This window comes from Sphingobacterium sp. R2 (assembly GCF_040760075.1).
Lineage (GTDB): Bacteria > Bacteroidota > Bacteroidia > Sphingobacteriales > Sphingobacteriaceae > Sphingobacterium.
This window is the reverse complement of record NZ_CP142884.1, coordinates 3071656-3084195: the sequence shown is the minus strand read 5'-3', so window position 1 is coordinate 3084195 and position 12540 is coordinate 3071656. Positions and strand designations below refer to the sequence as shown.

General features: G+C 37.2%; 10 protein-coding genes and 1 pseudogene. 5 read left to right on the top strand and 6 right to left on the bottom strand.

The window, feature by feature from the left end; all coding sequences use genetic code 11:
* Positions 1-35: 35 nt before the first annotated feature.
* Positions 36-911 carry a hypothetical protein gene (locus VXM68_RS12730; protein WP_367208918.1) on the bottom strand — a complete coding sequence of 292 codons (876 nt, stop codon included), beginning with the start codon at positions 909-911 and terminating at the stop codon, positions 36-38.
* 488 nt (positions 912-1399) lie between these two features.
* Between VXM68_RS12730 and VXM68_RS12725 the strand changes: the two genes are divergently transcribed.
* Together VXM68_RS12725 and VXM68_RS12720 are read left to right on the top strand one after the other, a co-directional pair.
* The gene (locus VXM68_RS12725; RefSeq protein WP_293955459.1) at positions 1400-1648 is read left to right on the top strand and encodes a redox-active disulfide protein 2; all 249 of its coding nucleotides are present in this window, start codon (positions 1400-1402) and stop codon (positions 1646-1648) included.
* 251 nt (positions 1649-1899) lie between these two features.
* Entirely contained in the window at positions 1900-2475 is a 576-nt protein-coding gene (locus VXM68_RS12720; protein ID WP_293955460.1) for an N-acetyltransferase, read from the top strand.
* Between the two features lie 51 nt (positions 2476-2526).
* On the opposite strand, the gene VXM68_RS12715 is transcribed toward VXM68_RS12720, so the two are convergent.
* The 3 genes and pseudogenes from VXM68_RS12715 to VXM68_RS12705 all read right to left on the bottom strand — a co-directional run.
* Positions 2527-4773, bottom strand: coding sequence for a GH92 family glycosyl hydrolase (locus tag VXM68_RS12715; protein WP_367208917.1), 2247 nt, complete (start codon positions 4771-4773; stop codon positions 2527-2529).
* 33 nt (positions 4774-4806) lie between these two features.
* Positions 4807-7107: a GH92 family glycosyl hydrolase gene (locus VXM68_RS12710; RefSeq protein ID WP_367208916.1), complete on the bottom strand. Its 2301-nt coding sequence runs from the start codon at positions 7105-7107 to the stop codon at positions 4807-4809.
* Between the two features lie 373 nt (positions 7108-7480).
* A pseudogene (locus tag VXM68_RS12705) lies at positions 7481-7750 on the bottom strand (glycoside hydrolase domain-containing protein); the annotation flags it as partial.
* Between the two features lie 911 nt (positions 7751-8661).
* Here VXM68_RS12705 and VXM68_RS12700 point away from each other — a divergent pair.
* The gene (locus VXM68_RS12700; protein WP_367208915.1) at positions 8662-9423 is read left to right on the top strand and encodes a response regulator transcription factor; all 762 of its coding nucleotides are present in this window, start codon (positions 8662-8664) and stop codon (positions 9421-9423) included.
* A gap of 2 nt (positions 9424-9425) precedes the next feature.
* On the opposite strand, the gene VXM68_RS12695 is transcribed toward VXM68_RS12700, so the two are convergent.
* Both VXM68_RS12695 and VXM68_RS12690 read right to left on the bottom strand, forming a co-directional pair.
* Positions 9426-10118 carry a hypothetical protein gene (locus VXM68_RS12695; protein WP_367208914.1) on the bottom strand — a complete coding sequence of 231 codons (693 nt, stop codon included), beginning with the start codon at positions 10116-10118 and terminating at the stop codon, positions 9426-9428.
* 118 nt (positions 10119-10236) lie between these two features.
* Positions 10237-10986: a ThiF family adenylyltransferase gene (locus tag VXM68_RS12690; RefSeq protein WP_294184677.1), complete on the bottom strand. Its 750-nt coding sequence runs from the start codon at positions 10984-10986 to the stop codon at positions 10237-10239.
* A 191-nt stretch (positions 10987-11177) separates the two neighbouring features.
* Here VXM68_RS12690 and VXM68_RS12685 point away from each other — a divergent pair, with 191 nt between their 5' ends.
* On the top strand, positions 11178-11528 hold the full coding sequence (locus tag VXM68_RS12685) for a DUF2200 domain-containing protein (protein WP_367208913.1): 351 nt from the start codon (positions 11178-11180) through the stop codon (positions 11526-11528).
* 105 nt (positions 11529-11633) lie between these two features.
* The gene (locus VXM68_RS12680) at positions 11634-12500 is read left to right on the top strand and encodes an AraC family transcriptional regulator (RefSeq protein ID WP_293955468.1); all 867 of its coding nucleotides are present in this window, start codon (positions 11634-11636) and stop codon (positions 12498-12500) included.
* The last annotated feature ends 40 nt before the right edge of the window (positions 12501-12540 follow it).

Genomic DNA, 12540 nt, shown 5'->3' with positions numbered 1-12540 from the left:
TCACTATTGAATCATTTAACCTATAACTTCTCGCGCTAGGGCAACTCTTTCATTTTATTAAATCCTTCAGTTACCATCGGAACGAGTTGTGGGGCGAATAGCTGAGATAAAATGGGTGTTTCGCGGTTATCTTTAGGGCTAGTCCATTGTGCATATACATTAGCTAAAAAATCCAATCGCTGTACAGAGGATAATCCAGGCAACGTGTAGTAGATACTTTTTTCACCTTCTTTCCCTTCCATTTGCACATATCTCCCTCTTGTAATGTTCAGGTAATGCCGTCTTTCAAAATCACGTAAGAAAGATTCAGCTTCATGAGCAGTATCCCACTTCGGATCACGTGGACAACAGACGGATCCATAACTTTCCTTCCTATAAACTGTTAGCATATTTTTTGTAGATACGGGTTTAAAGAAATCAAATACCGGATTATCATCACCTGAACGACGAATACTATCAACCCTAACCACACCGTCCTGTCTATTAATATAATAATAAAAATTGGTCGTCGTTGGTTCTATACACATACCTTGTTTTGACGCCTGTTCAGCAATCCGATCATAAAATGCCCGATCTGGTACAATCAACACAAATTTTTGAAGATCGGGATAAAATTCATTTGCTTTTTTAAATAACTCCACTGGAATTCTAGCGTTCAAAAAGAAAATATAGGTAGAATCTGGAAGGATCTGCAAAGGAAGGTCTATTAAATAACTGTCGTTTTTTTTAACCACTAAATCATCGTCAATCATAACAACCTGACCATAGTTTTCACGATACCAATCTGGCTTTACGGTATCCACCAATGCAATAGGCGTTGATGGCTGCTGTGCTGTTATTTTACTCTTACAGGATGATGCCATCATTGATAAAATGATGAGCAAATACCACATATTTCTTTGTTTTATCATCGCAACATTAAGTTAAACATTTTACACTATTTCCCCCCTAATCGCTATCCAAATGCACCGCTACTTGTGTCTAGGGATCATGGTTCAAAGCGCGTGCCGTATTCAATTATTGGTTATTTATTGACATCATGATTGCCATCCAGCATGACCGGCTACTTTACTGAACAATAATTTAGCGTATCAATCTCATTTGGCAAATAACATATTTTTGAAATTAAACTTTCTTGACATTTTATATTCGCCGTGATTATTTTAAGATTCGTAGCCGTTTAAATAATCCTTACGAGTTATATGGCGATATCATGTTTTTTGTACAACTTTGAAACAGATAGATCTATCATTTCTCCTTAAAATGATCAAATTCCCAAAATCTATTTAACATTTTCATCAAAAATATTGAATCTATTAATATTTATACGAAATTTAACATAAAACACTTTGTTTCTTAGATAGAATTATAGAAATTAGAGGTATAAACCGAAGAAATTATGAATAATAGACCTTTAAACGGAATGACTATAGAAGAGCTGCATAACAATAGGAAAAACACCCTCGTCGTCACTTGGATGCTAACCATTATGCTATTTATCTTGTTGGGCACGGGGATATATACATCAATCACTAAAGGATTTAGTGCACTAATGGCTATTCCCTTTGCTTTATCCCCAATTGCAATACTCAATTTCAAAAGAATAAAAGAGATCAATGAAGAACTCAAAGTAAGAAAAGCACACTAAAATATTAAAAACAGTTTAGGTTATTTATCCTGTTTATATTCGCTTCGGGTACAGTTTATGGTCAGGAGATCAGTAAATAAAAGACACAGACAATAACGCAATCAGGAATACGCCCTAGCCGTCATCACTTCTTGGGACCGTTCTAGATCAATTCTTTTGGCTTTAAGTCGCGGAATACTTGACTGGCTATATGTCGTCCATTTTGCTTTTACCCGAAGGGAAAAAAGATATACAATCAAACATGCCTTTCCATGCTTACTTCCACTATAGAATATGTCATTGAAGAAATCAAAGAATCCAGTGACATCTTAATTACTCAACTCGTACACTTGACTTTTAACGTTGTCCAAGGAGGTGCCTCTATAGGTTTTATGGACGATTTGACGGTTGAACAGGCGAGCAGGTTCTGGTCCGAAGTCCTGGATAAGGTCAAACAGCAGAAAACTGTATTAATTGTGGCCAAAAATAGCGTGACAAATCAGCTCTTCGGAACAGTTCAATTGCAGATTGATCTTCCTACCAATCAGGCACATCGTGCAGATGTTGCCAAAATGCTGGTTCATTCTGATTTTCGGAGAATGGGTATTGCACAGAAATTGCTTCAGCGAATTGAAAAGATAGCCATTGCTCTAAATAAGACACTCATGGTGCTCGACACGGTAACTGATAGCGCCGCATATTTCATGTACCAAAAATGTGGCTGGACTATTGTCGGTGATATTCCAAATTACGCTCTTCTTCCCAATGGCTTGCCGTGTAGCACAACCTACTTTTACAAAAGCCTTAATAGTCCAGCAGAGAAAACAAGCAGCCCCCAAATTCATTGAATATTCATTTGGAGGCTGCGTTTAAAAAGATCTATCTAAATAGAAATGAGGCTACTCATTTTTGTACCACACCGGTCCTGGTTTCTCGCCCATTTCAAACACTAATGTCGCACCTGACATAATCTGTTCATGTGTAATATAACTTGTTTCAAGAGGTTTACCGTCAAGGGTAACAGCTTGTATATAAATTTTGGATTTGCTCACCTGATTAGCTTTTACAGTAAATTTCTTTCCATTGGACAGTTTTAATTCGGCTTTTTCAAACAAAGGTGTGCCGATCTCATATTTCCCACTGATAGGATCAACGGGGTAAAAACCCAACGAGCTGAATACATACCAAGCTGACATCTGTCCACAATCATCATTTCCACTCAATCCAGCAGGAGTATTTAAATAAAGTTTATTCATAACCTCTGCTGCATATTGCTGTGTTTTCCAAGGTCGTCCAACAGCATTAAATAAATAGAGTGCATGGTGACTTGGCTCGTTGCCATGTGCATATTGACCAATCATACCTGTACTAAAAATTGGTAGTTTGCTGGTATCCGAAGGATGAAATGTGAACATGCTGTCCAACTTCTGAGCGAAGCGTTCTTGCCCACCAACAAGCTTAATCAATCCAGGGATATCATGCTGCACCGACCAGAAATATTGCCAAGCATTACTCTCACAGATATGCGCACTATACTCTTCGGGATCAAATGGGGTGATAAATTTACCTCTACTATCCCGGGGCTGCATAAATGAAGTCGACGGATTATAAACATTTTTGTAGTTCTGCGCTCTAGAAAAAAATGTTCCCGCAATTTCTTTCTCTCCCATCTTATCTGCCATCATGGCGATACAATGATCATCGTATGCATATTCAAGTGTTCTCGATAGCGACCAGTTTTCAGCATTATATTCATCCTTTACATCATAGGGAACATAGCCCAATTTTTTATACAGACCTATTCCTCTATAATTGTCGATATTAGCTGTCGCAACACAGGCTTCTAATGCTTTTGCAGCATCAAAATCACCGATTCCTTTTAAATATGCATCTACAATGACAGGAATTGCATGATTCCCGATCATCATATCTGTTTCACTCCCGTAAATATTCCATACTGGCAATCGGCCATGTTGTTCATAAAAAGCGATGAACGATTTAATCATATCGTTTACACGATTAGGATCAATATAAGTAAATAAGGGATGTGAAGCTCTATAGGTATCCCAAAGGGAAAATGTACTGTAGTTGGTCCAGCCTTCAGTCTGATGTATTTTTCGGTCAGCACCCATATAAGCACCATCAACGTCACTAAAAATTGTCGGTGCAAGCATGGAATGATACAATGCTGTATAGAACTTAACCTGCTCCTCTTTGTCTTTGGTTTCGATGGCAACCCTACCCAATTCATTGTTCCAATTTTGCTCTGCCTCTTTCAAATAATAGTCAAAATCATCTTTAGGAACTTCCGCTTTCAAATTTTTGGAAGCACCTTCCATGCTTACGCCCGAAAGTGCAGTGCTAAGCGTTACCTGTTCACCTTCGGCAGTTTTAAAATCAAATCGGGCTTTATAGGCTGTACCGATTCGCGTTGCATTCTTCGCTGTGGTATCAGTACTTGATAATATGACCGTGCTATCAATATGAACAGCTGTAAAAGGTTTGGAAAAACGAGTTTCAAAATAGACACGTTGCCCTCTGGCCCAGCCTTCAGAAAATCGATAGCCACGAATAGTCACAGAATCTACCACTTCGATGCGCGAATCTGTAGTCGCATCCCAGTTCATTGCTTTCTTTAAATCTAAAAATACGGCAGATTCTGCCTTTGGAAAAGTATAGCGCTGAATACCACAACGTGCTGTTGCCGTCAGTTCTACATTGATATCATAATCAACCAGTTTTACCTGATAATATCCTGCATGTGCCTTTTCGTCTTTGTGGGAAAACTTCGAATGTATACCAAGCGGAGCTTCCGCTTCATGATAAGGCAATGTCACCGGCATGAAAGATATATCGTATAAGTCACCTGCCCCGGTACCACTTAAATGGGTATGGCTAAAGCCAGAAATTGTACTGTCGGGATAAAAGTATCCGGAAATACGGTCCCAGCCGGGCAGTCCATTATCCGGACTTAGCTGCACCATCCCAAAGGGGGATTGTGCGCCTGGATATGTATTTCCGGTAAAGTCCGTTCCGATAAAAGGATTTACATACGTTGCATAAGAACTTTCACTGGAGCTCTTTAGCGAAGCACAACCAATCAAAGATAATAGGCCTGCGCAGACCGCATAATTAATATAGTTCATTGTGTAGATCAGTTTTCAATTTAGTTTGCTTATTTATCTATCTCCAGTCACAATTAGAATATCCTTGCTATTGACTAAAGTCTGGTGACTGATTTTAAATCCACTGAATGGTTTTCCGTCGATCACAATCTTTTTGATATATTCACCAGTCCCCTCTTTTTGGCGTCTTATGGTTACTTTATTGGCATTTGGATAGTATTTTTTATCGAGCTGAATAGTTACTTTATCAAATACCGGGGTTACAACGGTATAATCTGGTCTACCCGGACAAAAAGGATAAATCCCGATCATGTTCATGAGTGCCCATGTGGACATCGTCCCCGTGTCATCATTACCTGGTATACCACCGGGGCTGTTGGTAAAATGTTTTTCCAGTATTTCTTTCACCAACTTTTGGGTGCGCCATTCTTCGCCTTTAATTTCTGAAAACACATGTGGATATAGCATATCCGGTTCATTTGTCACATCAAAATAACCCTTATCAAACGTTGCTTGAAGCCGATCTACAAATTTTTCCTTTCCACCCATCAATTTTACCAAACCAGGAATATCAAATGGAATTGCAAAACTGTAATTCCAGGCATTACCTTCATGGAACCCATGGTTGGGTTCAAAATTAGCACCCATCAATGGATTAAACGGACTTAAAAACTTGCCGGTGGGGAGGATAGGTCTGAAAGTCCCATACTCGGAAGAATAGTAATGTTTATACCCCTGCGCCCGCTTACCAAAAAGCTGCGCATCGTCGGTTTTCCCTAAAGAGGCAGCCAACTGCGCTAAATTCCAGTCCGCAACATAATATTCTATCGCATGCGATACGGAATTATCAAACGAATCGCGCAACGGTACATACCCATACTTCACATAATCCGCATTGTCAGGCCTAATTCTATTGGTTGAATCAGTTGTAGTGGCAGATTTCAAAAAGGCTTCATAAGCTGTATTGATATCAAAGTTCCGAATACCTTTCATCCATGCATCAACGATCACAGGAATTGCGGGATCGCCATCCATCGTATAGCTTTCTCGGCTATACAATTCCCATTTGGGCATCCAACCGTTTTCGTTATACATATCGATCATGGAACGTATCATACCCACCTGCTTATCGGGATAAACCAACGACATAAGCGGCTGTACATTTCTATAGGTATCCCATAGTGAAAACACTGTATAACGATTATGAGCTGCAACCAGAGTCTTCCGGCTCTCCATTGCGGGATATTCACCATTCACGTCCTGTAAAACATTGGGATGAATCATGGCATGGTATAGTGCTGTATAAAACACGGTTTTCTGATCTTCCGTTCCACCCTCTACCTGTATCTTGGACAAAGCATTATTCCATTGCAAAGAAGCCTGCTGATGTGTTTTCTCAAATCCCAAATCGGCCTGCTCGGCTTCTAGATTTTTACGGGCATTATCAACGCTCACAAACGACACGGCAAGCTGTACCTCTAAACTTTCATTTTCCTGAACATCAAAACTAAAAAATGCGCCAAGATCATCTCCAGCAAGCTGATCTGTATAGTCTGTAAAAATCTTATATTTTCCAGCATCTTTATTCCAGTCATTTTCCCATTTTTCTCCCGCACGCTGGAATTTCCAGTAACCTCTTTTTGCGGGCTTTTTATTGACACGCATGACGAAGAAAATTGGGTAAACAGCTTGATTATTACTGTAGCAGAAAGAGCCCAACAGCTTAGATCCTTCTATTTCAGTATCACTCACATAACGAACTGTCGCCCCCGTTTCATTTGTTAAACCTTCGCCCAAATTGAGCAGGATATTTGCCTGCCCTTTTGGAAAAGTAAATTTTGAAACTCCCACTCGTGCTGTGGCTGAAACTTCCGTCTTAATGTTATATTTCTTCAAAACGTTGCTGTAATATCCTGGATGGGCAACCTCTTGCGTATAGGTACTGCCATATTGATGGTAATCAACCTCCAGTTTTCCCGAGGTTGGCATCAACAACAAACTTCCCATATCTGGACATCCTACTCCACTTAAATTGACATGCGAGAAACCTGTAAAATAGCTGTTGCTATGTTCATAGGGAGTCGACCACCATCTTGCATCTTTATCAAATGCGTTAAGTGATGACCCCATTACATTAAAAGGGGAGACATTCATTAAACCGTTAGGAACCTGAGCTCCCGGATTGGTTGTTCCATAATTGCTGGTACCGATAAACGGATTGACATAGTCGGCAGGAAGCTTTTGGGCAGAAATATTCTCCCAAAGAAAGAATCCTAAAAATAAAAAATGAATAAATTTGATCATATAATCTTGATAGGCGGCTTTGCTAATCGCTTTTGTTGAAGCAAACATCATAGGCCGCGCATTTTAGCGTGTACCTACAATACTACAGATAATCAGAACGATTTACAAATCTTAATGACCGTTATATCGATGATTTTACGTTTGTTAATAGGTTTTAGCATAATTAAAAACATCAAGCCATGCTATCAATTTCAGTGAATAACAATAAAAACCTGAAGTGGGGAACTTCAGGCTTTTATCAACTAACCAATTATTAACCTAAATTATGAAACTACTAGTATAACGCTGGCTGGAGGAAGTTTGTTATAACAGTCCGGTCGGTTTAACCAAACTTTAACAAATCGGTGTCGTCATAATCTCTAATCCCCATCTGATAGGCCCCGACAGTAAACGGTATTTCATGTTGTGCAACCATAACGGGTGTTTACTTCATTCCGTCTGGTTCTTTAGCCAACCAACCATTTGCGTCATACATTTCAAGCTGCGACCGGACCCTTTTATTGGAGCACTCGGGTGTAATCAGATTCCAAAATTGATTTAAATTCCAAAAAGTATTCCAGAATGCATCATTGCTTAAAGTGCGATCCCCATTATGGGATAAAATTCGTATCACTTCGTATGAGGTTCTCCATTCTCCATTGACATCGCTGAATGTGTTTCGGCTTGCCAAAGCGAGATGCATATTGGTATATAACTTCCCTTTTTCTAGACAATCTGAGGATCGCCCTCATAACCAAAATCATGTTCCAAAAATTTCTTATTTCCGTTAAGTGCAAAAGCAACCCCATTACTTGAATCGTTTGAATTTTCCAATTGGCAAATTGCATGTCCTTGCCCTAAGGCAGACTGTCAACACATCAATATCAGACCAGTCGCAAAAGAAAGTTAACTACTTAGCAAAACGTTTAAAACCAAGAATTTAAGCATAAAATTACTGCAAAAAAACAAATATCAAATGAATAAAAATAAAATATATATACATACTATTAAAGAAATAAATTGAACTGAATTAATCAAATTCACACGAAACCTAGAAAATAAAAGATTGTAATTTACAGTTAGGGAAATAGGAAAATTTACGATTTATATAATTTCAACCCTATTGAACACCTTTCCTGATTGTGGGAGTCGGCAAGTTCCGTCAACAAAAAAGTTTCTACTGAGTCTGCGCCGGAAAACGAGGCGTCGAGGTAAGCACACAAATTAAGAAATCGCTGGACGTTATCATTTTAGGATTACACCTTTGTCAAAAACTAAGGCAAAGTAATAATAACTATTGGCTATTTGGCTCCAATAGGTTATATTTATACATTATTTGCTTTAAACCCTTAAAGATAATAGTATTATCTTTTGTATTATCATTATAAACAATATTCTACCCATTTGTGTAGAAACTTATTAGATTGTTGGATAGATATTTAATATTTTGAATAGGTTTAGATATTACTTTAACGATGGTTACAAAGTAAGAATAGGATGTAAAAAAGCCTTTTCCAGCGTATAGATTGAGAGTGTGCCCTTATTTTTGTAACTTGCACGCCAAGACAACATCGATTTTACGTGGTATTTCAAAAGCGATTACGGATCATCTTTGTAATTTACACTATGAAAATTAAGATTGAAGATTTTTTCAGGCCGATACAAGTTAAAGACGACTTTAGCAAAGATGATTATGAGATTGTCGAAGCCTTTATTAATTTCGCTAAATCCTTAAGCAGATTAACCTATCAAAGTATATATTTAATTGATTATTCAAAGAAAAGCTTTCTATTTGTTTCTGATAATCCGATCTTCTTGTGCGGAAGCACACCTACAGAAGTAATGCGGGACGGTTATTATCACTATGTAAATAATGTCCCTGAGAGCGATTTGCATTTACTTAAAAAAATCAACGATGTTGGTTTTGACTTCTTTGGAAATTTAGATGTCGAAGATCGTTTAAAATTCTCCATATCTTATGATTTCCATTTAAAGCAACCCGGTAATAAACCACTTTTAGTGAACCATAAACTAAAACCCCTACTCTTGGATAAGTTTTCCAATCCTTGGATCGCGCTATGCCTGGTTTCGATGTCCTCGCATGCAAACTCTGGAAATATTCGATTTAAATCTGATGAAGATGGGAAACAATTTGAATATGACCTCAATAAAGATGTATGGATAGAGACTCCGCGTATTAAATTGAAGCCACGTGAAAAGGATATTCTTCTCTTTTCGGCACAAGGGCTTACGATGGATCAAATAGCAGATCGGCTATATGTATCAATTGATACCGTAAAATTTCATAAAAAACAAATATTTTCAAAACTAAAAGTCAAAAGTATAACAGAAGCTACAGCATTGGCTATTGAATTATCTCTTTTTTGATGTTATTCAATATTTTTTGAACGTAACAGCATCCGGTTAGACATCTCAACAAATTTTTGGATATCCACATTATTTCCCACGCTAAGCTGGGAATACTTATTTTTCTCTATAAAAGCCTCCAGCCATTCCGATTTAATATAGATTGGTAAAGTTTCAGAATATAAGTATATAATAGGATCTCCAAGCTGATAAGATTCAATTTCCAGTTTACGAAGTGTGTTCACAACTTTCCGGTCACATTCGGCTATGACTAATCCGCTACCAAGGCAATGTGGCCCGTAAAAAGCATCAAAAAGCATCTTTTTTAAGATATTAATTCGGTTACCTACTATCTTACCAGAGATAACAAAACGACCGATATGCCAAAAATTAGTTACATGTGGAATTAATAAGCTTTCTGTTTCGATATCAAACAATTTCTGAATAGGTAAGCTTGTTTCCTTATCCCAAAATGTAATTCTAATACATGCATAAATACTGTTATGGAGCTTACTTCGAAGGACATAATAAATAGAACAATCAAAAAAAATCTGATCCTCCCCCATTAATGACTCAAAATCAAACTTATATGCCTCTTCAGAATAACTATCCAGTTTGTAATGCTCCCGGGTCGTTACTAAATAAAAATGAATAAGTTCAGGAAGTTCGCTTTTATTAAGCTTAGTAAAATAATAATTTTCAGACGTCCAGTTCATGCAAATGTTATTCGATATGCAATTATAAAAATAAATACTTTTCGTTTAAATTCCTACACCTAAAAATTTACTACAGAAAAGTCTAATGGAAAGAATATTTTCTTCAATTATAGTAAGTTCAACTCATCATTGACAAATAATAGGAATCCGGAAAGAATTTTACAGGTTTTATTGTTGCCAAGTTGAAAACGGTGTGACTAACCATCCCCGATAAGATGTACAAACCTAATGATAACTGTGGCGGGGGGGATATTAAGGCTATTTTACCATATTCTGCCAAAAACTCCTCAAACCATTTCGCATCAATATCTTTTGATCTTAAGCTATCCGCAATAAATTTACCGACATTTAATTCAAAAGTCTGATGTGCCTTTTCCAACGACTGCAGATTCAGGCCTTCGGGAGGAAGGACAGTTAAAAATCCCGCCCAACCTAAATTATAAGGATGTACTACTGGTATATTTTTCTTGGCCATATATTGGTCAAAAACAAAAGGTATATCAGAAGAAAAATCCAGCGCATTAATGGCAACCTTATGATTGAGATCGATTTCATGCAAGTTGTCCTGATTAATAAATTCAGGAAACACGGTTATATTGGCTTCTGGATTAATTGCATGTAAACGATCTCGTAAGACTATTGCTTTCTTGACACCAATATCCTTGTTTGTATAATTTTGACGGTTTAGGTTTGTCAATTCAACAACATCTCCATCGGCAATTGTCAAATTTTCGAAACCCATACGTAATAAGCATTCTGCGATATAACTTCCTATTCCACATCCCCCGATCAATACAGGAAAATCTTTGATACGTTGTTGATCCTCTTCTTTAATATGTATGTTATTCCGAATATACCTCAAATCCATAGCTAATATTTAATAATTTTGTATCACATAAAGATAGAATTATAATTTATAATATTTTTATTAAAGAAATTACTAAGTACTTTTTTAGATAGTCGCCTAGCAAATAGGTTCGATTTATTGTTATTTTCAAACTAAAATTACAGAGAATGAAAAGGAAAATACATATCTTTAATAGTATCAACCTATAAAAAATGGATAATACAAGAATATATCGCATGACATTTGCCGGCGTATATCCGCTTTATATACAAAAGGCCGAAAGAAAAGGACGCACCAAGGAGGACGTCGACGAAATTATATTTTGGCTAACCGGTTATAATCTTGTATCGATAAAGCAACTAATTGCGGATAAAACTGACTTTGAACACTTCTTTGAAAATGCACCATGTTTACACCCGAATTTATCGAAGATTAAGGGTGTCATCTGTGGCTATCGGATTGAAGAGATTGATGACCCGTTGGTCCAAAAAGTTCGCTATCTCGATAAATTAATTGATGAGTTAGCTAAAGGCAAACCCATGGAAAAAATTTTAAGAAAATAGTTTTTATCCCACTACCTTTGGAATATCATTTAGACACCACCTCTAAATGAGGCGATGAGTAATATTTAAACATCGCGTTGAGCTAAATTTTTATATAAATTGACAATGGAAAAGCAGGTAAATGCAGGTGAATTTGTAGATCGTTTTATGACAGGCAGTCTGAAGCATCTTCGCTATCAACAATCTCCGATCAAGATATTTCAGCTCAGTGAAATCGCTCCTTACATTAAGTTTCCTACCCCGCCAATTTTCTTAGGTTATAACCTCCTTGTTCATATAACTGAAGGGTATTTCAAACACCAGATCGGAGCCAAAGAATATGTCGTTCAGGCTCCGGCGATTCTTATCAGCAATTACGGAAATATTTCCACCATAAAGTCTGTCGATAAATCTGCGAAAGGACATTGCGTTTTAATAAACGACAATGCGATGACCTCCATTTTTCGGGAGCAGGAGATTTTGAATATCTTCAATATCTCACCCTTGCTTAACTTAACTTCCCAAGACAGCATTGATCTCCAAGAGCTTTTTAGATTGCTTTATAATGAACTGCTTTCGGAATTACCCTATAAAGAATTGTTTGAAAATCTATTAAAATCGGCAATTTTAAAAATCATCAAACTCTCTTCCTCCAATCAAGCGCTCAATCGGAGACAAGAAATTGCAATGATGTTCAAACAGCTTGTGCACAAAAACTTCAAAAAGCAAAAAAATATTGCATTCTACGCGGACAAGCTCGCAGTATCTACAAACTATCTTAATCGTTGCGTATTTTCGGTGTTCAAAAAATCTTCCAAAGAACTCATTCTTGAAGTGCTGATTATGCACAGTCAATTTCTATTGTTTGAATCCAACAAAAGCATTGCAGATATCTGTTATGAATTGGATTTTTCAGACCCCTCTTACTTCTCACGACTTTTCAAAAAGATCGTTGGCGTTTCTCCTACTTCTTATCGAAACAGAGCGACTTAAATTTCCAATATGCACGATTTGTCCTATCTTTTATACTGAA

Coding starts and splice junctions, on each gene's coding strand:
- VXM68_RS12680 (WP_293955468.1), top strand. CDS start 11,634: ATGGAAAAGCAGGTAAATGCAGGTGAATTTGTAGATCGTTTTATGACA.
- VXM68_RS12700 (WP_367208915.1), top strand. CDS start 8,662: ATGAAAATTAAGATTGAAGATTTTTTCAGGCCGATACAAGTTAAAGAC.
- VXM68_RS12685 (WP_367208913.1), top strand. CDS start 11,178: ATGGATAATACAAGAATATATCGCATGACATTTGCCGGCGTATATCCG.
- VXM68_RS12720 (WP_293955460.1), top strand. CDS start 1,900: ATGCTTACTTCCACTATAGAATATGTCATTGAAGAAATCAAAGAATCC.
- VXM68_RS12730 (WP_367208918.1), bottom strand. CDS start 911: ATGATAAAACAAAGAAATATGTGGTATTTGCTCATCATTTTATCAATG.
- VXM68_RS12690 (WP_294184677.1), bottom strand. CDS start 10,986: ATGGATTTGAGGTATATTCGGAATAACATACATATTAAAGAAGAGGAT.
- VXM68_RS12710 (WP_367208916.1), bottom strand. CDS start 7,107: ATGATGTTTGCTTCAACAAAAGCGATTAGCAAAGCCGCCTATCAAGAT.
- VXM68_RS12715 (WP_367208917.1), bottom strand. CDS start 4,773: ATGAACTATATTAATTATGCGGTCTGCGCAGGCCTATTATCTTTGATT.
- VXM68_RS12725 (WP_293955459.1), top strand. CDS start 1,400: ATGAATAATAGACCTTTAAACGGAATGACTATAGAAGAGCTGCATAAC.
- VXM68_RS12695 (WP_367208914.1), bottom strand. CDS start 10,118: ATGAACTGGACGTCTGAAAATTATTATTTTACTAAGCTTAATAAAAGC.